This window comes from Salinarchaeum laminariae, assembly GCF_023204835.1.
Taxonomy (GTDB): Archaea; Halobacteriota; Halobacteria; order Halobacteriales; family Salinarchaeaceae; genus Salinarchaeum; species Salinarchaeum laminariae.
Genome location: NZ_CP096270.1, coordinates 1,472,396 through 1,493,535, shown reverse-complemented (window position 1 = coordinate 1,493,535; position 21,140 = coordinate 1,472,396). Strand labels below are relative to the sequence as shown.

The 21,140-nt window shown below is 67.8% G+C and carries 22 protein-coding genes and 1 other RNA gene; 12 read left to right on the top strand and 11 right to left on the bottom strand.

Translation table 11 applies throughout. The features are described from left to right. Positions 1-205: 205 nt before the first annotated feature. A complete protein-coding gene (locus MXF70_RS06850) occupies positions 206-826 on the bottom strand; it encodes an NUDIX hydrolase (protein WP_248518255.1) in 621 nt (206 codons plus the stop codon). Between the two features lie 66 nt (positions 827-892). Further along, positions 893-1,837: a diacylglycerol/lipid kinase family protein gene (locus MXF70_RS06845; RefSeq protein ID WP_248518254.1), complete on the bottom strand. Its 945-nt coding sequence runs from the start codon at positions 1,835-1,837 to the stop codon at positions 893-895. A 52-nt stretch (positions 1,838-1,889) separates the two neighbouring features. Between MXF70_RS06845 and MXF70_RS06840 the strand changes: the two genes are divergently transcribed. Continuing rightward, positions 1,890-2,705, top strand: a complete 816-nt coding sequence (locus MXF70_RS06840) for a PHP domain-containing protein (protein ID WP_248518253.1) — start codon at positions 1,890-1,892, stop codon at positions 2,703-2,705. A gap of 137 nt (positions 2,706-2,842) precedes the next feature. Here MXF70_RS06840 and MXF70_RS06835 read toward each other — a convergent pair whose 3' ends face one another. Continuing rightward, positions 2,843-3,256 carry an Lrp/AsnC family transcriptional regulator gene (locus tag MXF70_RS06835; protein ID WP_248518252.1) on the bottom strand — a complete coding sequence of 138 codons (414 nt, stop codon included), beginning with the start codon at positions 3,254-3,256 and terminating at the stop codon, positions 2,843-2,845. A gap of 105 nt (positions 3,257-3,361) precedes the next feature. Here MXF70_RS06835 and carA point away from each other — a divergent pair, with 105 nt between their 5' ends. Together carA and MXF70_RS06825 are read left to right on the top strand one after the other, a co-directional pair. Then, on the top strand, positions 3,362-4,435 hold the full coding sequence (carA, locus tag MXF70_RS06830; RefSeq protein ID WP_248518251.1) for a glutamine-hydrolyzing carbamoyl-phosphate synthase small subunit: 1,074 nt from the start codon (positions 3,362-3,364) through the stop codon (positions 4,433-4,435). 169 nt (positions 4,436-4,604) lie between these two features. Beyond that, on the top strand, positions 4,605-5,327 hold the full coding sequence (locus MXF70_RS06825; RefSeq protein ID WP_248518250.1) for a glutamine amidotransferase: 723 nt from the start codon (positions 4,605-4,607) through the stop codon (positions 5,325-5,327). Between the two features lie 32 nt (positions 5,328-5,359). Here MXF70_RS06825 and MXF70_RS06820 read toward each other — a convergent pair whose 3' ends face one another. Then, on the bottom strand, positions 5,360-5,752 hold the full coding sequence (locus MXF70_RS06820; RefSeq protein WP_248518249.1) for a DUF5798 family protein: 393 nt from the start codon (positions 5,750-5,752) through the stop codon (positions 5,360-5,362). 143 nt (positions 5,753-5,895) lie between these two features. Between MXF70_RS06820 and MXF70_RS06815 the strand changes: the two genes are divergently transcribed. The 4 genes from MXF70_RS06815 to MXF70_RS06800 all read left to right on the top strand — a co-directional run bounded on the left by MXF70_RS06815 (position 5,896) and on the right by MXF70_RS06800 (position 9,037). After that, positions 5,896-6,312: a DUF7548 family protein gene (locus tag MXF70_RS06815; RefSeq protein ID WP_248518248.1), complete on the top strand. Its 417-nt coding sequence runs from the start codon at positions 5,896-5,898 to the stop codon at positions 6,310-6,312. Between the two features lie 136 nt (positions 6,313-6,448). Continuing rightward, an RNA gene (gene ffs / locus MXF70_RS06810) (signal recognition particle sRNA) lies at positions 6,449-6,760 on the top strand. A gap of 601 nt (positions 6,761-7,361) precedes the next feature. Next, entirely contained in the window at positions 7,362-8,492 is a 1,131-nt protein-coding gene (gene hisC / locus MXF70_RS06805; RefSeq protein WP_248518247.1) for a histidinol-phosphate transaminase, read from the top strand. Continuing rightward, complete coding sequence (locus MXF70_RS06800) at positions 8,489-9,037, top strand: adenylate kinase family protein (protein WP_248518246.1); 549 nt, start codon at positions 8,489-8,491, stop codon at positions 9,035-9,037. Before hisC ends, MXF70_RS06800 begins: the two co-directional genes overlap by 4 nt. Positions 9,038-9,106: 69 nt before the next feature. Here the strand turns inward: MXF70_RS06800 and MXF70_RS06795 are convergent, their stop codons facing one another. The 4 genes from MXF70_RS06795 to MXF70_RS06780 form a co-directional block, all read right to left on the bottom strand. Beyond that, positions 9,107-9,736, bottom strand: coding sequence for a fibrillarin-like rRNA/tRNA 2'-O-methyltransferase (locus MXF70_RS06795; RefSeq protein ID WP_248518245.1), 630 nt, complete (start codon positions 9,734-9,736; stop codon positions 9,107-9,109). Beyond that, a complete protein-coding gene (locus tag MXF70_RS06790) occupies positions 9,733-10,650 on the bottom strand; it encodes an NOP5/NOP56 family protein (RefSeq protein ID WP_248518244.1) in 918 nt (305 codons plus the stop codon). Before MXF70_RS06790 ends, MXF70_RS06795 begins: the two co-directional genes overlap by 4 nt. A gap of 70 nt (positions 10,651-10,720) precedes the next feature. Further along, the gene (locus tag MXF70_RS06785) at positions 10,721-11,449 is read right to left on the bottom strand and encodes a universal stress protein (protein ID WP_248518243.1); all 729 of its coding nucleotides are present in this window, start codon (positions 11,447-11,449) and stop codon (positions 10,721-10,723) included. A 3-nt stretch (positions 11,450-11,452) separates the two neighbouring features. Next, positions 11,453-12,895: an APC family permease gene (locus tag MXF70_RS06780; RefSeq protein ID WP_248518242.1), complete on the bottom strand. Its 1,443-nt coding sequence runs from the start codon at positions 12,893-12,895 to the stop codon at positions 11,453-11,455. 200 nt (positions 12,896-13,095) lie between these two features. Between MXF70_RS06780 and MXF70_RS06775 the strand changes: the two genes are divergently transcribed. Both MXF70_RS06775 and MXF70_RS06770 read left to right on the top strand, forming a co-directional pair. Continuing rightward, entirely contained in the window at positions 13,096-13,581 is a 486-nt protein-coding gene (locus MXF70_RS06775) for an Lrp/AsnC family transcriptional regulator (protein ID WP_248518241.1), read from the top strand. Continuing rightward, positions 13,578-14,786 carry a pyridoxal phosphate-dependent aminotransferase gene (locus MXF70_RS06770; RefSeq protein ID WP_248518240.1) on the top strand — a complete coding sequence of 403 codons (1,209 nt, stop codon included), beginning with the start codon at positions 13,578-13,580 and terminating at the stop codon, positions 14,784-14,786. Before MXF70_RS06775 ends, MXF70_RS06770 begins: the two co-directional genes overlap by 4 nt. A gap of 127 nt (positions 14,787-14,913) precedes the next feature. On the opposite strand, the gene MXF70_RS06765 is transcribed toward MXF70_RS06770, so the two are convergent. Beyond that, on the bottom strand, positions 14,914-16,968 hold the full coding sequence (locus MXF70_RS06765; protein ID WP_248518239.1) for a hypothetical protein: 2,055 nt from the start codon (positions 16,966-16,968) through the stop codon (positions 14,914-14,916). Between the two features lie 226 nt (positions 16,969-17,194). On the opposite strand from MXF70_RS06765, the gene MXF70_RS06760 reads away from it, so the two are divergent. The 3 genes from MXF70_RS06760 (at position 17,195) to MXF70_RS06750 (ending at position 18,291) form a co-directional block, all read left to right on the top strand. Beyond that, the gene (locus MXF70_RS06760) at positions 17,195-17,419 is read left to right on the top strand and encodes a DUF1918 domain-containing protein (RefSeq protein ID WP_248518238.1); all 225 of its coding nucleotides are present in this window, start codon (positions 17,195-17,197) and stop codon (positions 17,417-17,419) included. Positions 17,420-17,423: 4 nt separating this feature from the next. After that, positions 17,424-17,861 carry an RNA-binding protein gene (locus tag MXF70_RS06755; RefSeq protein WP_248518237.1) on the top strand — a complete coding sequence of 146 codons (438 nt, stop codon included), beginning with the start codon at positions 17,424-17,426 and terminating at the stop codon, positions 17,859-17,861. Positions 17,862-18,123: 262 nt separating this feature from the next. Further along, a complete protein-coding gene (locus MXF70_RS06750) occupies positions 18,124-18,291 on the top strand; it encodes a hypothetical protein (RefSeq protein ID WP_248518236.1) in 168 nt (55 codons plus the stop codon). Positions 18,292-18,591: 300 nt separating this feature from the next. Here the strand turns inward: MXF70_RS06750 and MXF70_RS06745 are convergent, their stop codons facing one another. Both MXF70_RS06745 and MXF70_RS06740 read right to left on the bottom strand, forming a co-directional pair. Then, positions 18,592-19,011 (bottom strand): universal stress protein, encoded by a 420-nt coding sequence (locus MXF70_RS06745; protein WP_248518235.1) that lies wholly within the window; start codon positions 19,009-19,011, stop codon positions 18,592-18,594. Positions 19,012-19,103: 92 nt separating this feature from the next. Continuing rightward, positions 19,104-21,071, bottom strand: a complete 1,968-nt coding sequence (locus MXF70_RS06740; protein ID WP_248518234.1) for an ATP-binding protein — start codon at positions 21,069-21,071, stop codon at positions 19,104-19,106. Positions 21,072-21,140 lie beyond the last annotated feature (69 nt).

Here is a 21,140-nt window from a genome sequence, read left to right as displayed (position 1 = left end):
TCCGGTAAAAGCCCTTGTGGCTCGTTAACATAGGACCAGATATTGCCAGAGGCGGGCTGCCACAGCCGCAGTGGTTGCCGATCGTCGGCCGAGCGAGCCGATCGCAGGCAAGAAACAGGCATACTCCAGTACAGTGGAGAAAATAAAACGGACGGCAGCTACCCCAGCAGACACGACAGAAACGACAGAAACGGATCGGTCAGCCTCAGTCGACGTCGCGGCGCATCGCGATCTCGAACCACGGACAGAGATGCAGCTGACGGTACCAGCGGGGGTTCTCGTGGAGGCGCTCGTAGGGCGCCCAGAGGACGCCGGCGACCTCCTCCTCGTCGGGATCGAGGTCGGTGTCAGTCAGCGTCGCCTGGAGGACGGCACAGACCTCGTGCTCGACCCCCTGGTCCTCGAAGTACCGTTTGTACTCGAACCGATCCGTGACCCGGAGATCCGAGTACTGATCGGGGGTGATTCCGAGCTCCTCCTCGAGGCGTTCCCGCGTCGCCTCCTCCTGCGTCTGGCCCTGGACGGGGTGGGAGGCGACGGTGCCGTCCCAGTGGGTGTCCCAGAGGCGCTTGTCTGGACTCCGCTGTGCGAGCAACACGTTCCCCTCCTCGTCGAAGAGGAGGCAGGTGAACGCCCGATGGCGGATGCCCTCGCCGGTGTGAGCGTCGAGTCGGTTGACGGGTCCCTCCGGCTCGTCGTTCTCGTCGACGGCGATTACGTCCTGCCCAGCGTTCGGGTGCGTGAGCGCGTCTTCGCCCGACGCGTCGGCTCCCGTCTCCGCATCGGTCTCCTCAGAGGTGCCCGCTTCGGTGTCCGTGGTACCCATGCATTCACGGACGGCAACGTCATTGATAGCGGCTTCGACTCGGTACGACAGCGGGACCTGATCGGCCTACGCCGACTGGCCTCCGTCGGGCTCGGCCTGGTACCCGTCGCCGACTGCGAGCCAGAGCGTTTTCGGACGAACGGCGGCCGCCACCGACTCCGCAGATTCGATCTCACCGTCGACGCTGATCCGGCTGTGCGGTCCGTCGATCTCGATCGAGACCGCCGGGGTGGTGAACTCCTCGACCCGATCGGCCTCGTTCCCGATCGCCTGCCGAAGCGAGTCGCCGGCGAGCTCGAGAGCGGAGGCGTCCTCCAGAAAACTCACGTCGAGGAGCCCGTCCTCCAGATTCGCCTGGCTCCCGCCGGGGCGCGGGAACCGTCGGCCGTTGCCGATCAACACGATCTGTGCCTCACACTCCAGAGCCGCTTGTTCCGGTCGCTCTATCGTCACCCGGAGCGCGTCGAAGTTCGAGGCCGTCTGTACCGTCGTCATCGCGTACGCGAGCACGCCCCATCGTTCCTTGGACGCCGAGTCCGTATCGGCGCTGGATTCGGCGGTGAGCCCCGCGACGACCGAGTTGAGAAACGGCGCCTGCTCACCGTCGCCGACGCCGACGGTCCCGAGGTCGACCCGGCGACGGTCGCCGTGCTCCATGACCTCGAAGGCCTGCTCCAGGCCCGTGACGCCCACGTTGCCGGCGAAACTGTTGCCGGTCCCGGCGGGGACGACCCCGAACGTCGTGTCGTCGAAGGCGTCCGCCCGGTCGATCCCTCGGACGACTCGCGTGAGCGTGCCGTCGCCGCCGGCAGCAGCGAGAATCGAGGCGTCGGGGGCAACGGCCGCTGCGGTCTCGACGATGTCCTTTGCCGAGTCGGTCTCGTGGACAGTAAAGTCGTACTGGCCAGCGAGATCGTAGATCTGAGCGGTGTGCTGGCCGTCGCCAGCGGCGGGGTTCAACACGAGCGATCGGTCGCCGTCACTGGCTGGAGGAGCCGCGTCCGGGGACATATGTCGTCTTCACGGCGACAATAAAAAGTAGTTGTGCGGCCTCACACTGCACGTGTACGCCGTCGATCTGCACAACCACACCCGGTTCTTCCACGGGTTCGAGGGACGATCGACCGCATTCGACCCGATCGGCGCGCGGTTGCTGACCGCCGTCGCCGGACGCAGGGGGATGGACGCCGTTGCGCTCACGAACCACGACTACCGATTTCTGCCGTCCAGCAGAGGACCGGCATCGCCAGCCCGCGACGTACAGTCGACGTCTGCGGAGTCCACCGACGGCAGGGAGCCAGTTGCAGCGTCGCCAGCGGACGACGGGGAGAGTGCTCGGCGATCGGGCCCCGTCGAGCCCGGCGCGGGAGCCGACCCGCTCGCGATCCCGGGGGTCGAGATCACGACGACGCGGGGGCACCTCCTCGCCGTCGGCCCGGATCCGCCCGCACGGACGGAGCCGGGAGCGCTCACCCCCGACGAAGCGATAGACCTCGCGCACGACCGGGACTGCGCGGCGATCATCCCCCATCCGTTCCGGGCGAGCACGGCCCGCGAGACCGACGCGACCGTCGACGCCGTCGAGGTCAACGGCAAACACACCCACCACCGCGAGCGCGTCGCATTGCTCGCCGAGGAGCGTGGCTGTCCGATCGTCGGCGGCAGCGACGCGCACTACCCATTCGAGGCCGGTCGCGCGTACACGCGAATCGATGCAAATGAGCTGACGCCGGAGAGCGTGGTCGCGGCGATCCGGGACGGTCGCGTCGAGCCGGCAGTCGCGGAGTACCCCCTCGATCGGGTGCTGACGCCGGCCTACCGGGCGATCCATCGGCTGAAAGGCCAGCTACCCGGCGACGAGGCGGCTGCGGGGAACTGATGGCGCAGCCACGTCGATCGAGCAATACGACTGACGGCCAGGCACCGATCGAGACGATGGGACAGATTGCGTCGGCGGCACAGATCGCGTCGACGGCATCGACTGTGTGGACTGGCCGCTCGCGTCGACGATCGACGTTACCCGAGCTGCTCGTCGAGAATCAGCCGCGTTTTCGTGTTGACGACCTCGGAGAGCTCCCTGGCCTTCGTGATCAGATCGTTGACGCCCTGGGTGTCGGGCGCGTCGACGACGAGAACGATGTCCTCCTCACCGCTGACCATCCAGACGAAGTCGACCTGCGACCAGTCGGCCATAGACTCGGAGACGGCGTGGGTGTCGACGTCGACGTCGACTTCGATCTCGACCATGGCCTTTAGGTTACCCGTGTGGGTAGAGACGGTGAACCGCTCGATCAAGCCGTCGTCGAGCATCCGCTCGACGCGGTTGCGAACGGTACCCTCCGAGGTGTCGACCTCGTCGGCGATCTCGGTGTAGGGCGTTCGCGAGTCCCGGCGGAGGATCGTCAGAATCTCCCGGTCGAGGTCGTCCATCGAGATTGGACCATTGCCAGCGGGGGCACTTGGTGATTACGAAAATCGTAACGATCCTTCGAACGCAAGGGTTAATGCCGGCGCAATCATTCGCATCTCGTAACGATGGACGCCTACGTAGCGGTGGAAGGTGGCCAGGTAATCGAAGCGCGTGGCCGCGTTCCGGGTACGACCAACGGAGAACTGGTGTTCACAACCGCATATACGGGCTACGAGGAGAGTCTCACGGATCCCTCCTACGCGGAGCAGATCCTGACCTTCTCCTACCCGCTGATCGGGAACTACGGCGTCCGAGAGGAACGGTTCGAGTCCGACCGCGTCCAGCCCAAGGCCGTCGTCTCCCGCGAGCTGACCGACGACGTCGTCGACTGGCTCGACGAGGAGGGCGTGCCGGCCGTCGACCACATCGACACGCGTGACCTCGTCGTCGACATTCGCGAAGAGGGCGCAATGGAGTGCGGGATCGCGGTCGGCGACGACGTCACGCCCCAGGACGCGCTCGACGAACTCGAGGAGTGCGTCCCGATGAGCGACCACACCGACATCGGCGCGCAGGTCACCGTCGACGAACCGACGGTTTACAACGCCGACGGCGACGGTGCCGACGTCGCGCTCGTCGACTGCGGCGCGAAGGGCTCGATCCAGACATCCCTCGTCGAGCGCGGCGCCACCGTCCACGTCCTCCCCTACGACGCGACGATCGAGGACGTCGACGCCATCGATCCGGATCTCCTATTCGTCTCGAACGGCCCCGGTGACCCCGCGAACTTCGACGACGCCATCGAGCTGGTCGACGCGGCCGTCGACGAGTATCCCCTCGCGGGCATCTGCCTCGGCCAGCAGATTGTCGCCGAGGCCCTCGGCGGCGAGACCGAGAAGATGGCCTTCGGCCACCGCGGCGTGAACCAGCCCGTCATGGACCTCCGGACCGATCAGGTCGTCATGACGACGCAGAACCACGGCTACAGCGTGGCAGAACCCGGCGACGTGCTCGAAGTCACCCAGATCAACGTCAACGACGACACGCCCGAAGGGCTCGAATCCGACGAGCACGACATCATCACCCGCCAGTACCACCCCGAGGCCCACCCCGGCCCCCACGACTCGCTCGGCTTCTTCGACGACGTGCTCGGGATGACCGACGCTGCGGTCGACTCCGCCGCGGTCGCTGACGACTGAACCCGCCGTCTCCCCGTTTTCTCGCACTCCCCCTGCGAGCTGCCGGCTCGGGCAGGTAGCGTCGCTGCTGGAAGCTCACACGTCCCGGAGTAAATTCCCCGGAAACACCGGCAGGGAACGCCAGCTGTCGGGAGACTCAAGGCCCCGTCGAGGAACGTTCGAGTGAACGATGACGGAGATTCTGCTCGCGGGCGAGTCGTGGTCGACGACCTCGATGGTCGTCAAGGGACGGGATGTCGCGGCGGCGACGGAGTACACCGAAGCCGCCGACCGGCTGATCCAGACGCTCGAGTCGGTCGGCGCTTCGGTCACACACCAGCCGGCCGACGTCGCGCTCAGGGAGTTCCCGCGGAGCACGGAGGCACTCGACGAGTACGACCTCGTTCTTCTGTCGGACATCGGCGCGCAGTCCCTACTCTTGACGCCACAGGTCGCCGCCGGCGAGACCGACGTGAACCGCTGTCGCCTGCTCTCGGAGTGGGTCGCCGACGGCGGGGCGCTCGGCATGCTCGGTGGGTACACGAGCTTCGCTGGCGAGCACGGCGCGGCGGGCTACGCCCGCACCGAACTCGCGAACGTCCTGCCCGTCGAGATCGCTCATCACGACGACCGAGTCGAGACCCCCGAGGGCGCGACCCCCATTAACGACGGCTTCGAGACGCTCCCCGAGGAGTGGCCACACGTGCTCGGCTACAACGCCCTGAGCGCGGATCCCGACGCCGACGTGCTCGCGACCGTTCGTGACGATCCACTCGTGGTCGTCGGCGACCACGGCGAGGGGCGGACGCTCGCGTACGCGACAGACTGTGCGCCACACTGGGCGCCAGAGGCGTTCCTCGAGTGGGAGCACCTGCCGGAGCTGTGGGACGCGCTGCTCGACCGGCTGGTCTGAGTGAAAACGCCGCCAACCGACGTCGGCGACAGTTACTCGACGGTGTTGCCGCTGTCGTCGACCACGGTGGGACTGTCGGCCTCTGCCGGCTGGTCGCCTGCGGTCGCGTCGCCACCCGCAGACTGCTGATCTGAATCGGTCTGGGAATCGAGGGACTCGGCCTCGCCGTCGACAGGCTCTGCCTCCTCGATCGCCGCTTCGGCGAGGACCTGCTCGACGTCGATTCCGTGTTGCTCGGCGACGGCCTCCAGCAGGACCCGCTGCTTCTCGCTCTCGACCTCCAACCGGTCGAGGCGCTGGGTGGACGCATCCACCGACTCCTCGACGTTGATCATCCGCTGCTGGAGGTCCTTAATCTGTTCGTAGAGCTTCTCCGCCGTGTCCGCGAGCTTCTGGATCTTCTTCGCGGTGCCGCCCAGTGCCATGAGCGCCAATCGGGCGTCGAGCGACGAGGGTCTTCCGGTCGCAGACGGACCCGGAGCCGAGTGCGGCGCTGGTCGTTCGGCGACCACCGCGTCCAGGAGTCGGCGAACGTCGCGCTTAAGCGGCCGTCGGACCGAGTCGGGGTATGGACTGGCAGCGGCTCCCCGCGACGGTCGGGACCGTAGTCTCCCTCCTCGCTGCGATCGTACTTCTCGTGCCCTACGCCCTCGCGGACGCCGGCGCGAGCTCGATCGCGACCTACTACGATTTCGGGCTCGTGGGCGGGCTGACCGTCATGATCATTGCGCTCGTGGCGGCTGTCGTCTTCGCATCGGGCCAGCGGGGGCGCTCCGATCCGGCGACCGCTGCCGGCGCCGGGCTCGGGCTCGGGTTCGTCGCGACCATGCTCGCGCTCAGCTGGGCGCTGGCGGTGCCCACCGACGTCGTCCTCAGGATTACTGCCGAGGAGTGGTTCGAGTTCCACCGCTGGGCCGTCGTCGGAAGCACGGCCGCGATGGTGCTCTGTGGCGTCTGGTACGCGTACGCGCTACGACTGTTCTGAGCGGCGGAAACGGGCCCGCCTCCGGGCACCACGCTGGATGCCCCGTTCCCAAGCCTAACTGAATCGTCCCCCGTTACGTGTGTCGATTTTCAGCCAGCTTCTCCGAAAGGTACTTCCCCTGCAGGGGGAAAGAACGGACTGGACTAGGCCGGGCAGCTAGGCCCTGCTCCTACGCCCGCGAAATGGTCTTCAGCGGGGGCCGAACGCCCGGGGCGTCTGGTCACCCCCGACCGGGCCCCGGAAGCCGACGTCGAAGCCTCGTCCGTCGGGGACGATGGTCCGCGGCGATCGCCTGCAGGGGCGAGCCGTCGCGGTTAACCGGTGGCAGCCGTCAGGCGCGGAAGCGAGCAGCGGACCACCGGACAGTCGTCGCTCGCCGGGTCGCGGGGTGGAGGAGGCGACCGGGCTGACCCATCGGGAACGATCGGGCAACCCGGGCCGTCCACCCATTCATCTCGGTAGTACGTTAGACAGCGACGGGTGAGCCAAGCGGTACGACCTTCTCGGGCTTCGATCGGGATACGGAACAGTCGCAGCACCAGCGGCCCGAAAGCCCTCGGCCGGCTCCGCTCGCGCGACCCACACTGCGGTCCTCGCCTCCCTTCCGGTCGGCTGCGGTCCTTGCGGGGTAGTGCTTCCCGGACCCGGCTTCGCCCTTTCAGTTTGCCAGAAGACTGCGTCTTCTGGCCGCCCGAAAATCTACGATTTTCGCAGGCCACCAGGTTGGGTACCAGCGAAAGCCCACTGAGCAGCCGGTATCCTGGCGGAATGAAAGGGCGAGGTGGGCTCGCGCTTGTCCTGGTCGTTCGGCGGCCCCTATCGTGCCGCGGGTAGTGCGGAGAGCGGCACGATAAGCCGCCGAAAGGCTGCGAGCGCGCCGAGGGCTTTCGACGTCCCAATTCCTGCTGAAGCAGTCCGTATGCGGCTGAATCCAGCTATCTGATCAAGACCTGCACTGCATCCACGCACCCGATTTCCACTGTGAGAGCCCTGCCCACCTGCCCCACGGAACGAACGGCGTTAAGTGCCGACACCGCCACGATTCGCGCATGGAACCACGGGACCTGTCCTCGCACGCGGAGTACGTCCCCGGCGAGGGCATCGAGGAGGTGGCCCGCGAACTCGGCGTCGACCCCGACTCGCTCATCAAGCTCGCCTCGAACGAGAACCCACTTGGCCCACCGGATGCGGCCGTCGACGCACTCCGGGAGCACGCCGACGGCATCAGCGCCTACCCGACGTCGGCGCACGCCGATCTCACGAGCTCGATCGCCGACCGATGGGCGATCGACGACGAGCAGGTCTGGCTGTCCGCGGGCGCCGACGGCGCGATCGACCTGCTCCACCGCGCGACGATCGACCCCGGCCAGTCGATCCTCGCTCCCGAGCCGGGCTTCGCCTACTACCCGATGAGCGCGCGCTACCACCACGGTGAGGTAACGCACTACAACGTGCCGAAGGACCGGGATTTCGCCGTGACGCCCGACGCGCTCCTCGAGGCCTACGACGGCGAGCGCGTCGTCTACCTGACGAGCCCGCACAACCCCACCGGCGCGACCGTCGCCCTCGACGACGTCGAGGAGATCGCCGACCGGACCGGCGAGGAGACGCTGATCGTCGTCGACGAGGCCTACGGCGAGTTCGCCGACGTCGAGAGCGCCCGAACTCTGCTCGAGGAGCGGACCGACGTGGCCGTCCTCCGGACGTTCTCGAAAGCCTACGGGCTCGCCGGCCTCCGTCTCGGCTACGCGCTCGTTCCAGAGAAGTGGGCCGACGCCTACGCCCGGATCAACACCCCGTTCGCGGTCAGCGAGCTGGCCTGCCGGGCCGGACTCGCGGCGATGGAGACCGACGACCACGTCGAACGCTCCGTCGAGGTCGTCGAGTGGGCGCGTGAGTACATGACCGCCGAGATCGACGCCCCGACCTGGGAGAGCGGCGGGAACTTCCTGCTCGTCGAGGTCGGCGACGCCACCGCGGTCGCGGAGGCGCTGAAACGCGAGGGCGTGATCGTCCGGGACTGCACGAGCTTCGGGCTCCCCGAGTGCATTCGGATCACCTGCGGCACGGAGGACCAGACGGCGGAGGCCGTGGAAGCCGTCAACGACGTGCTCGCAGATCTGAACCGTGGCGACGCGGAGAGTGCCGACGAAGAAGCCGAGGCCGTCACCGACCAATGAGAGTCGCCGTCACTGGAACGCCTGGCACCGGCAAGACGAGCGCGGTCGAGGCACTCGAAACGAGCGACGCTGGCGTCCCAAACGACCTCGAGGTCGTCCACCTCAACGAGGCCATCGAGCCGGAGGGGCTCTACGAGGAGCACGACGAGGAGCGGGACAGCTACGTCGTCGACTTCGAGGCCATCTCGGCGTTCCTCGACGGCCGAGAGGAGGTACTGATCGAGTCCCACCTTGCTCACCACCTCGACGTGGATCGGGTGATCGTCCTCCGCTGCGCCCCCGAGGAGCTCGAACGCCGGCTGGAGGCCCGCGGCGAGGCGAACCCGGAAAAGGCGGAGTCTGCCGCCAGCATCGCGGAGAACGCCGAGAGCGAGGCGCTCGACGTGATCCTCGCCGAAGCAGTCGACCGCCACGGTCACGACGCAGTCTACGAGATCGAGACGACCGATCGCTCACCCGCGGCGGTCGCAGACGCGATCCGCGCTGCCGTCGAGGGCGAGCGGGAACCCAGCGCCGGCACGGTCGACTACACTGACTACATCTAAAGCGAACATCGACGCCTCCCCATTTTCCGCCAGCACAGGCGCTGCTCATCCCTCCGCCATCGGCGACCGCTACTTCGGCCGCGCGACGAGTGCGAGATGGTCGTCGTGGAACGGCTCCAGCCGCTCGGTGTCGAGGATCTCGTAGCCGGCCTCGAGTTCGTCGAGCACCTCCGCGAACACGTCGGCGGGCTCGGCGGTCACGTCCTCGCTGCGAGCCTTGATCGCGGCGACGAGTCGGCCGTCGCCGGCCAAGAACTGGCGATTTTCGAGCGCCACGCGGGCCTGCCCGCGCGTCGCGACGTCCTGAACGATCGCGTCGAGGTCGCTCTCCACGACGTGAGCGTAGGTGTCGGGTTTCCGAGCGTCCTTGAGCAGCGGGAAGAGGCGGCTCCGGTCCTCCGCGACGCCGACGAGATCCCGCGCCGGCCGCGCGGCGAACTCCACGGCGTAGGTCGGGCCAGCGAAGTCGGCGACGTGGCTGACCGTCGTCCCACTGGCTGCGCCGAGGTAGAGTACCGAATCGTCGCCCTCGAGTCCCGTGTCGAGTCCCTTCTCGAACGTCGCCCCCAGCTTCGAGCGCCGGGCGTCCCACGCGCGCCACTCGCCGTCGGTCGGCTCGCCGTAGACCGTCGGCCCACGGGTCGCGAGGCGTTCCTCACTATCGAAATGTCGACGCTCGACGCCATCGGGGAGCGTCATTCCCCGTCACCTCCGTTCCCGCTATCGTCGCTGCCGCTGTCATCGGGTCCGTCGTCGCTGCCGGCATCGCCGTCACCGGTCCGCGCACGGATCCGCTCCATGCGGGCCTCGAGCTGGTCGTCGAGCTCGGTCTTGCGCTCGCCGGAGTAGTGGTCGACTCTGGCCGCGAGCGTCAGCTTCCCGGCGAGGGCGCGGGCGGCGGACCCACGGTGCTCGCGGGCGGTCCCGCGAACGTACTCGTGCGTGAAGATCACGCCGTGTTTCGGAGAGGGGCCTTGCCCGCGGAGATGTGCGAAGAGGGCGTCCTCGGCGCCGAGCACCTGGACGGTGCTGGAGGGCGACTTCGCGAGATCGCCGAGCCCGCCGGCCAGCGCGATCAGTCGTGCGGCGAGCACCGGCCCCGCCAGCGCGGCGAGGTTCGGGGCGATCTCGGGTGCAGCCCGCTCGATCTCTGCGCGGAGCGCCTCCGACTCGTCGTCGAGATCGGCGACGCGCTGGGCGAGACCGAGCAGGCGCTCCTCGCCGGCGTCCTCGGGCTCGATCGCCGCGACGCGCCGGGCGAAGCCGACGCCGCTACCCTCCTCGTCGAGGCGACTGCCGGCCCACTCCGCGACGCGTTCGGCGAGCTCGTTCGCCGTGCGGGTACAGTCGTCCATCGCCCGGACGAGGTGGGCGAGCTGCTGGTCGTCTGCGCCCTCTGCTTCCTCGACCGCAGCCCGCGTTGCGGTGATCGTCGCCTCGCGGAGTACATCGTAGTAGGCGTCCTCGTCTGCGGCGAATTCGGCATCGACGGCGGCGGCCGGCCAGTTCGCTGGTGCCTCGGCCGACCCGTCCCGGACGTGCTCGGCGGCCGCCGCGGCGTCGCCGGGCTCCAGGCCCTCGAACCACGCTGCGCCTGCCGTCTCGTCGCTCATACACGGGCCTTGCACCGGGGGTCGCTTATGCGTTCGCGATCGTGGTCGGTGGCTCGCTACCCGTTGGCACTCACTCCGGGGAGTCGTCGTCCGCAGGTCCGACCTCCGAGTCCGGATCTGGCGCCTGCACGACGAGAACCGGCCCGACGGTCGCGGCGGCGACGCGCTCGGAGAAGTCCCCGAGCAGGATCGAAGAGAGCGACGGTGCACGCTCGCCCATCACAATCGCGTCGTGACCGGGGACGGCATCGACGAGCGCGTTCAGCGGAGAATCGTCGACGGCCGTCACCGCGACGACATCGACGTCAGCGGCGGCGAGCGCCTCCGCAGCTGCATCGATCCGGCCCGGATCGGCGGCCTCCTCGGCCGTCGCAGCGAGGAGCGTCACCTCGATGGGGCGGTTGGCGGCGATGGACTCGACGAAGGCGGTGATCCGGCCGACGGCGACGTCGCCCGTCAGCGAGACGAGCAGTCGCTCGACGGTCCCGGTAGTACCGGTGGTCGTGACGGCGTCGGCAGCAAGTTCGTCGACGATTCGCTCGACCGACTGATCGCGGTCGTGCGTGAACACGAGACGATAGTCGGCCGTAGCGCCAGCAGATCGGAACTCCTCGGTGAGGTCCTCGAGCGCTTCCGTCGCCCGCTCGCCGAACTGCGCTTGCATCTGCTCGGGCGTTGTTTGCTCGGGAACGACGTGGTAGCCCAGGACCGTGACATCGGCGGGCGCGAGCAGCCCGACCAGTCCCGCGGACACCGTTTCGCCTTCGAGTACTTCCACGGGGACGACGACGCGGGCCACGGGCTAGAGCACCCCCTTGAGCTCCACGTCTCGTGCGTAGTAGCCGTACCAGCCGGCGGTCGCGAGCATGATTCCCAGTCCGATCAGTTGGGAGGCCAGTTGCATGAATGCGATCATCCCGAAGCTCCCGATCGCGCCGAGCACCGGGACGGCGGGATAGCCAGGCACCCTGAACGACGGATCGTACCAGTCGGGCTCGTTCCGGCGGAGCGCGAGCAACGCTACGCAGAGCAGCCCGTACATCACAAGATGGAGGAAGGAGGCGACCTCCGCGAGCACGGTTACCTGACCGGTCGCAGTCAGGAGGAGGATCGGGCCACCGGCCAGGCCGAGCGCGACGTGGGGCGTACCAAATCGGAGGTTGATCCGGCTCGCCCACTCCGGAATCACCCCATCTCTGGAAACGGCGTAGACCGCCCGCGAGGTGCTCAGGATCGATGCGTTCGCGCTGGACACCGTCGCGAGCAAGCCGCCGAACAGGATGGCGATCGCACCGGCGGCGCCGAGGTAGTGCCGTCCGACCTCGACCATCGCCGTTTCGCCCAGCGTGGCGAGCCGGTTGCTCCCGAAGGCGCTCGTCGCCACGAACACCGTTACGACGTAGAGTACGCCGACGATCACGACGGATCCGACCATCGCGAGCGGGAGGTTCCGACCGGGCGCTTTCATCTCGCCGGCGACCGTCGCGACCTGCGCGAACCCGAGGTAGGACGTGAACACGAGCGCGGCGGTCGTGACGATCGGGAGGGTCCCGAAGGGCGCGAACGTCTCGGGCGGGCTCGACTGGCCGGTGAGCCCGACGGCATCGGCGATTCCCGCGCCCAGGAAGACCACGAGCAGAGAGAGCAACAGGGCGACGACGCCGTTCTGGAGCTTCGCGGCGTTCTCGGTACCGGTGACGTTCAAGACGGTCAATCCGGCACCGAACAGGAGCGCGATCGGCACGACGAACGCTGCGTCGACGACGATACCGACCTCGGCGAGCGAGTCGATCGCGTAGTACCCGAAGCCAACGAGGTAGAACGCGGAGGCGAAGACCAGCCCAAGCCACAGGGAGAGCCCGACGACCGACCCTGCCAGTGTGCCGAGCCCGCGGGAGATGAAGTAGTAGCCGCCACCGCTCCGGGGCATTGCGGTCCCCAGCTCCGAGGCTGGGAGCGCGACGAGCAGCGCCACGACCGCGCCGATGGCGAACGAGGCGGCAGCAGCGGGGCCGGCCTCGCCTGCGGCGATGCCGGGGAACACGAAGATTCCCGCCCCGATCATCGTCCCGATACCGATAGAGAGGCCACCAGTGAGCCCGATCGTCCGCTCGAGTTCGCCCTCCTTGGTGTAGGTCGCCTCGTCGGTCTCTGCCACGTCGTCGGGATCGGTTTCTCCGTGGGGTGCACTCTCCTCGGTGGATTCCGGCGATCCGCCAGTCGCGTCACGGCCGGGCTCCGTCATGCTCCGACAGTTGACGTGGGAGACTGAAGTGCGTTCTCACGGCACGTGGCCCGTATCGGGGGCTGGCTACGGACGCAGTACAGACCCGGGACCGACACGCAGGAACCGGACAGGCACTGGAATGGCCCGGTGCCACGTGGCGCGCTACCGTACCGACGGCCGTGGAAACCCTTATGCCCGCCCTGGCACCCACAATCTGTATGAACGAGCGGGAGCTGCTCGACCTGCTGCTGGCGGACGCGCGTCGATCGACGGAGGACCTTGCGCGGATGCTCGACGCCGACGAGGCAGCAGTCGACGACGCCATCGAGCGCCTCGAAGAGGATGGCGTCGTCGGCGGCTACCAGGCGGTCGTCGACTGGGGCGAGGTCGACGAGGAGCGCGTCGTCGCACTCGTCGAACTCAACGTGACGCTCGACCGCGAGACGAGCTACGCCGACATCGCCGAACGGCTCGCCCGCTTCCCGGAAGTGCAGACGCTCCAGCTGGTCTCGGGGGACTACGACTTCGACATGCGCGTCGAAGGCGACTCGATGCGCGAGGTCTCCCGGTTCATCAGCGACAAGGTCGCGCCCGTCCCGGAGATCACGCAGACGGTCACCCACTACGTCATGGACACGTACAAGGACCGCGGCGTGAACTTCGGCGACGGCGACGACGACGATCGTCTCTCCGTGTCGCCATGAGCGAACAGGACCGATCTGGCGATGTCGACGGCACTGGGCCGGGCGGCCAGTCCGAGGACGGCGCGTTCGGCATCTCCCAGCGGGTGCAGGAGACGCCGCCGTCGGGGATCCGGCGGTTCTTCGAGCTCGCAGAGGAGGCCGAGGACGTCATCTCGCTGGGCGTTGGCGAGCCGGACTTCTCCGCGCCCTGGGCGGCCCGCGACGCGGCGATCCACTCCCTCGAGCAGGGACAGACCGCCTACACCGCCAACCGCGGGAAGCGCGAACTCCGGGCGGAGATCGCTCGCCACGTCGACGCAGAGTACGACCTCCAGTACGATCCCGACGAGGAGATTCTGGTGACCACCGGCGTCAGCGAGGGGATCGACGTCGCGCTCCGTGCCGTCGTCGACCCCGGTGACACCGTCGCGGTCCCGGATCCGACCTACGTCTCCTACGCGCCGGGCGTCACCTTCGCCGGCGGGGAGATCTGTCAGATTCCGACCACCGAGGACGAGTTCCGGCTGACGCCCGAGGCGATGGCCGAGGCCGGGGCAGACGAGGCGGACGTCCTCCTCTACTGTTACCCGAACAACCCCACCGGTGCGATCATGCCCCGCGAGGAGCTGGCGGCCGTCGCCGAGTTCTGTCGCGAGCACGACCTCGTCGTCCTCGCCGACGAGATCTACGCGGATCTTACCTACGGCCAGGAGCACGTCTCGATCGCGACGCTCCCGGGCATGCGCGAGCGAACCATCGTCTTCAACGGCTTTTCGAAGGCCTACGCGATGACCGGTCTCCGGCTGGGCTACGCGATGGGGCCACCTGAGGTCATCGAGGCCTGCAATCGCATTCACCAGTACACGATGCTCTCCGCGCCGACGACACCACAGCACGCGGCGATCGAAGCCCTGCGCTCCTGTGACGACGAGGTCGACGAGATGGTCGAGGAGTACGACCGTCGCCGACGGTTCGTCCTCTCGCGGTTCGAGGAGCTCGGGATGGACTGCTTCGAGGCCAAGGGCGCCTTCTACGTGTTTCCAGAAGTCCCCGGCGGCGACGCGGAGGCGTTCGCGGAGGAGCTGCTCACCGAGGCCGGCGTCGCGGCCGTCCCCGGCGACGTCTTCGGCGACGGCGGCGCCGGCCACCTGCGCGTCTCCTACGCGACGGGGCTCGAGGACCTGAAGGAGGCGATGGATCGGATCGAAGCGTACCTCGAGTCCTGAGGCCCGTACTGCTGGCCCTGGCTGTTGAGGACGGCTCCAGATTTTTGTGCGAAAATCGGCCGACGGGCCGTTGAACGGTCGCAAAAACCTGTTAGAGCTCTCAAAAGAACGATCGCCAGGAGAGCGTTCAGCTGCCGAAGATCGTCGAGGTGATCCGTCCGACGAGCCCGGGCTCCGCGTCGGCGTCAGTGCTCCCACCGGCGTCGGATTCGTCCTCGGTCGACGCACCGCCGGAATCCGACTCCGCGGAGTCGGTATCGGGTCCGACGCCGCCAGCGGCGGCGAGCGGGCCGTCCGCTGCCGCGGGATCGTCTGTGGCGAGGTCGACCGTTGCAGTGGAATCGGTTGCGTGATTGGCATCGGCCTCGTGACCGGCCACAGTCTCGTGACTGGCATCGATCGCGCGATCGGCATCGCTACCCTCGCTCGACCCGGATTCTGTCTCCGCCCGATCGGATTCGGCACTATCAGTCGTTTCCAGGCCAGCGGCGGGCGTCGGCGTCGCAGCCGTCTCTGGCGACGGCGTCGACTCGCCACCCGCGGACTCGTCGTCGGCCGATGGTGCTGGTTCGGGCGACTGGACGTCGACGGCTTCGGCATTCGCTTCGGCCGGAGAGCGATCCTCCGAACGGTCCCCGGTCGGATCCCGCTCGGCAGATTCCGCAGTGGATTCCGACTCGGCAGCAGTCGTCGCAGCCGTCGGCGCATCGGCCTCGGTCTCGACGGGGGCGCCGTCGGTGGCCTCTGCTGGATCCGCAGTGGCGGCCGCCGGAGCGGAATCGAGTTGCTGTGACGGGGCAGCCTCGGTCAGCGCGGACGGGACGTCGCCGGCCTCCGCGAGGACGGCGTCGGGGTCAGCGCCGTCCTCCTCGGCGGCGATCGTCTCGAAGTCGCTGTCGCCGGTCGCCTGCGAGAGTATGTCGTCGGCGCTCGTCGAGGAGACGGTCCGGGTCGGGCCGCCAGTGAGGCCGTTGGGAGTGACGTCTGCGTCGTCGGACGATGCGGTCGCGTCGGTCGAGGAGTCGGTGGAGTCGAACATGGAACCTGCGGTCGATTCGGTCGAAGCGGGAGGACGGTCACCAGATTCTGCGGTCGCGTCGGCAGAGTCGTCGATCGAGTCGGACGGTTCGTCGGCTGGCGTCTCGCTGGCGGCGGACGCACTGGCGGAGGACTCGATCTGGTCGAACACCTCGTCGATGCCCGTCGTCGAGACGGTGCGTCGCGGCCCACCGCCGACGGTCGCCGACGCCGAGGCCGCGAGCGCCTCGTCGTCCTCGATCGTGTGGGTCTCCGGGCCGCTGTCGGCCAGTGCGGATTCTATCGACTCGGCGTTGTCCTCACTCGCCTGGGTGACGACCTCGCGGACGGAGTCGCCGTCGGACGCGCCATCCACGAGCCCCTCCGCATCGTCGGCAGCGCCTGCGCTGGGTGTGGCGGCACCGATCGATGCGGACGGTGGCTGGGACGCAGCGGTAGGCGTCTCCGCAGGGAGCAGCGGGCCATCGTCATCAACGTCGATCGCCGCGTCGGGGGCGAGCAGTGGATCGTCGTAGGGCTCGATCCGCGGGCCGTAGCTGGCTGCCAGCGCCGCTATCTCGCGAGGTTCAGCGACGAGGTGGCGACCGTCGAGCAGTTCGAGGAGGTCGACCGGTCCGTCGTCGAGAAGGTTCTCGCGTAGCGTCGTTTCGACGGCCGTCGCGTCCGCACGCGTGTGGAAGGATTCCGTCTCACCGATGACGACGTCAGTGACCAGGAGCGTCAGGTCGGGCTCCGCGTCGTGGCCGGTATCCGCCTCGGAGCCAGAGTCCGCATCGTGATGTGCGTCCGCCTCGGAGCCAGAGTCCGCATCGTGATGTGCGTCCGCCTCGGCACCAGCTGCGTCGGAGTCATGGGCGTCGCCCGCCGACTCGATCTCGATCCGGAGGCCGAACCGACCGAGGGAACCAGTCAGCCGGTCACCGTCCTCGGGGCCAAGACCGTCCCGGAGGTCGATCACGCGCCCGGTCGCGTCGAGTGCGGAGAGGAGGTCCGCGGTGGGGGAACCACGGTCGCCGTCGATCGCGGCTCGGAGTGGCGTCTCCGGGCTGGCGCCGTGGTGCCGGTGGAGGGCGGCGTCTGTGACGCCGAGCGTCCGGAGGACGTCGAGGTACGTGTCCGTCGTGCTATCCGGTGGGCGGGGCATGGCGTAGTCTGTCTACGGCACCCACGCATAAAATTTTTACTTGGAAATTCCTACAACAAACGTCTGACGCGCCGACGGACGGATGTCGCAGGAGTGTGCGAGACGGGACGGCGACGTGGAGGCGTCAGATGGTCTGCGGTCCCGACACTGGAGATTCGGCAGGCCGCACGCGCTGGGGCCGGTCCGGAATCGCGTCCTTTTTGCCCCGGACCGCGGTAAGCAGGGTATGAGCTACGAGGAGGACGACGCAGTTGTCCTGCACGACGAGCACAGCGAGTACGACGGCCAGCAGGGGACGGTCACGCAGATCGTCGAGACGATGTTCGGCGACGCGAACTACACCGTCAGTTTCGAGGACGGCCAGGAGACCGGCGTCCCCGACGACAACCTCGAGGCCGCTCCGGACGAGGAATCCGACGCGGACGAGGACGCCGACGCCGACGAGGAGTAAGTCGATGGCGAGCGTCCCGTTCCACTACGTGGACCTGCGGACGTTCGTCTACGCGACGGAACACGAACAGCGCGTCGAGGACGCCCTTCGGCTGTTCCTTCCCGAGGACGCGCCGATCGAGCGCCAGGAGACCACGGGCCACCACGGAGATCGCATCCTCGTCCTCTCGACGCGCCTCGAGAAGGCCGACGACGTTCGGCACGTCCTCTCCACCGTCGCCGAGAGCGACGACTTCGGCACGCTCGAATCCGAGCTCGACGACCGCGTCACCGACAACTGCGAGCTGTTCGTCAGTCTCGACAAGCAGGCCGCGTTCGGCGGCGAGGCCCGCCTCGGTGACGGGCTGACCCTCCGCGCGAAGGTCGAGGCCTACCCTGCCAAGCGAGAAGCCGCCGTCGAGAACGCCGCCGAGGCACTCTCCCAGTTCGAGTCCGCGGAGTAGCGTCGTCGAGACGGTACCCGTGGTCGCCGGCTCGTCAGTCCTATCCGATCGGAGCGCGGCATCTGTGCCGAATCGGTGACCGCGTCTGGCGTTTTCCAGTTGAAACGGCACCCAGTAACGAGCCCTTCGTATATCGTCGAAACCCGTCGCAATCGCCCGGTTGACTCGACCCCGACGCACCGTGACAAGTGGACACAACGCTTATGCTGATTCCAGCCGTCACGTGTATCGTTACCACGCGACGCGTGGAGAGGTTCCCTGCATGAACGAGTGTCCCTATTGTGGCTCCGACCTGCTCGGCAACGGCACCGTCCGGCAGACGAGATCCGGCGCGCAATCTGGCGCGAACCCCGGCGGCAAAGAGACCGGAGCGTCCCTCGTCTCCTGTCCCGACTGCGACGGCGTCATCGACGGCTACTCGCCACACTGACCACCGCGAGCGTCTGCGAGAGCGATCCCCGTCACGGTTTGTTCCCTCAACTGGGAATGCAGCCATAGGTAGATCGAACAGCACAGCAGACAGCTACGGAAGCCCCCTCCCGCTCGACGATTCTAACTCTCTGTCGTTCGAGAGATCTACGATCTCTCGGACGACAGCGAGCCCTGGGATATCGAGCGGTCGGGGGCTTTCGGAGGCCACTTTCGCCACCTCAATGCAGTAACCACGTTGCAGTACCCAACGGTCAGTTCGAACGGCCGATTCGAACGGAAAACCGACCCCAGACCCCGTCTATCGAATGACGGTCACGGGCACGGGCGAGCGACGGACGATCGTCTCGGCGACGCTGCCGAGCAACAGCCGCGACACGCCGGTTCGTCCGTGGCTCCCGGTGACGATCTGGTCGACGTCGTGCTCCTCGGCGTACTCGACGACCGATGGTCCCGGCCGTCCGACCACCTTGTCGGTGACGAGTTCGCGATCGCCGGCGCGGTCCACCGCCTCGGCGAGGATTCGCTCGGCCTCTTCGGTCGCCTCCTCGTGCCAGCCGTCGGCGACGGCGGGCATCTCCTCAGTAGAGGCGTAGGTGGCCTCTGCCGGGTCGATCACGGTGACGACGTGCAACTCGGCGTCGGGGAACTCCGCGAGGGCGTGGTCGAGTGCTGCGTCGGCCTGCTTCGATCCGTCGTAGGCGACGAGAATGCGCTTCATATACGGAGCGAGGAGCGCCGGTGGCATAAAACCAGGCGCAGGCTCCGGAATCGCAAGACCTCGAATCCACTCTCCGTGTGATGGGCGGCGATCTACTCGTGTTTGACGAGGCAGTGATCGAGCCCGACCAGCTCGACGGGCTCGGAGTTGTCCGGTGAGTAGACGACCATCTGTCCCTGCTCCATGTAGGGGACCTTCTGCTCGAGTGCGGTCGGGATGTTCACGGCAGAGATCGCGTCGTCGTCACCGAGATTGAGGACGACGGTCGAGTTGATCTGCTTGAACACCGCGTCGTCGATGTCCTGGGGATCCTGTGTGACGAGGAAGAGACCGAGACGCTCCTTGCGGCCCTGTTTGGCGGCGTCGGTGAACTTCCCGATGACGTGGCGAGCCTGGACGCTCTCGGCGTCGGTGAGGTAGTTGTGGGCCTCGTCCATCCCGACCACGAGCGGCGTCTCCTTGATTCGGTCGTAGGTGGGGTCACTCGAGAGCTTCTCGTCGACGAGCAGGCTCGCGACCGCGAGCACGACGACCTCCGCGGCGCGGGAATCGGAGATGTGGTAGGTCGGAACGACGGAGAGACCGCCGGGACGCACGAGATCCCGGACCTGGTCGGTGATCGGCCGCGCGTCCTGATCGAAGACGTTGCCGAAGCCGCGGATGCGCCGGAAGACGGCGTCGAACGTTGCCTCGTGGACGCGACCGGATTCATCGAGCTCCTCGCGCAGGGCGGGATCGTCCATGAACGACTCGAACTGGTCGTAGGTGCCGCCGTTGCCGTACTGGGAGAAGAACCGGTCGAGCAGCTCGTAGAGCGCCTGGTACTGGTTGTCGTTGAGCCCGCTGCCGGCGACGAGCCAGGGGTTCCCCCGGACCATCGAGAAAGGAATCGTGAACTCCACCTGCTCGGCGCGGTGGCCGCCGCCGTCGTAGCTCGCGTCGCCGACCTTCGGCACGAACGCGAGCGTGTCGTCGTGGCCACCGTGGGCCACACCCTCACGCTCGTACTGCCGTGCGGCCTCTGCGTCCAGATCGGGGTTGTCGTCGTGGAGCTGCGCGTACTCGTCCTGGGGGTCGAACTGCACGACGCCGGCCTGGACGTCCCGACCGTCGCCCATCGGGTAGGTGCGCTCCTCGGCGAGCACCTGCCGGAGGACGTTCTTCGCGGCGTGGGTCTTCCCGGAACCGGTGCCACCCGCGACAAGCGTGTGTCGGAAGAGGAGCGGGTCACCGGCGTCGTACTCGTCGTCGAGACGGTAGTCGATCGTCGGCGGGGTGGCCGCGGTCGTGACGCGCTCGCCACCGACGGCGAGATGGCCGAGGAAGATACCGTCGGCGGGAATCTTCAGTCCGGTCTTGATCTCGTCGGCGTCCGACGCGCGATGGACGGTCGTCTCGGGCTTTGGCACCCGGTCGGTGGCGCGGCGTTTCTGCTCTGGCTCGCCGTCCTCGTCGGTGCCGTCGTCGTAGATGACCGCGATGGGATCCAGCTCCGCGAGGAACTTGTAGTCGGTCTCGTCGATCGAGCCGTCGCGCATCGCGCGGCGCGCCCGAAGCTCGGTCGCGTCGTCGCTCTGGAACTCCTGGGCATACTCGAGCCCGGCGACGCGACAGAACAGTCGCTCGTTGGACGCCTCGCCAGCGCCGTCCTGGCTGCTACCGGAGCCCCCCGCTGTGTTCGCGCCCGATCCGCCGGCGCCAGCGGGGTAGGGGACGAGAACGTACGTGCCCACGCGCACGTCGTTCCGGTTCGGCGCTGTCACGTAGGCCTGAAGCTCGGTCTCCTCGCCCGTCTCGTCGATTCGCAGCCCGCGAGAGGCCGAGAGGATTCCGAGTCCTTCCGCGCGCTCGGGAGCCGTGGCGTCCGCCGAGGCGAAGGAGAGCCCGTCGCTATCGTCGCTGGCGTCGGGAGCAGCGTCGCCAGCGTCCGTGGCACTCTCCCCGGCGCCGCTACCATCTCCGCCAGGATCGATCGCATCAGAACCGGCGTCGTCGCCGTCCTCGACTGTCTCCGAGGACTCGTCCTCGGGATCGTACTCGGTGAAGTCGTCGAGGGCCATACCTCGCTCTTGCGAGCCGCGGGCAAAGTCGTTTCCATGAGGGTTCCTGCGGTAGCCGGGTCCCGGCGT